The organism is Rhodococcus sp. PAE-6 (genome assembly GCF_025290685.1).
Lineage (GTDB): Bacteria > Actinomycetota > Actinomycetes > Mycobacteriales > Mycobacteriaceae > Rhodococcus > Rhodococcus pyridinivorans.
Genome location: NZ_JAOCLZ010000279.1, coordinates 1 through 230 on the forward strand (window position 1 = coordinate 1; position 230 = coordinate 230).

At 69.1% G+C, this 230-nt stretch carries 1 pseudogene; it reads left to right on the forward strand.

What is annotated here, in order from left to right:
- Positions 1-230, forward strand: a pseudogene (locus NVV99_RS27025) (DUF1542 domain-containing protein); the annotation flags it as partial.

Consider the following 230-nt stretch of genomic DNA (forward strand, 5'->3'; position numbering starts at 1 on the left):
GCGATCGAGCGTCTCGGCGGCCAGAACTACCACCTGACCGGCACCGACGACGCCTCGCGTCAGGCGCTGGCGGAAGCCTCCGAGCGCTTCACCGCCGCCGGCTCCCAGATCGAGCAGGCGAAATCGCCGATGCAGGCGCGTCTCGCGAAACAGACCGCGCTCGAAGGTCTGTACTACATCCGAGCTGCGCGCCAGGCGATGGGCATGGACCCGGGGCCGGAGATCCCAAC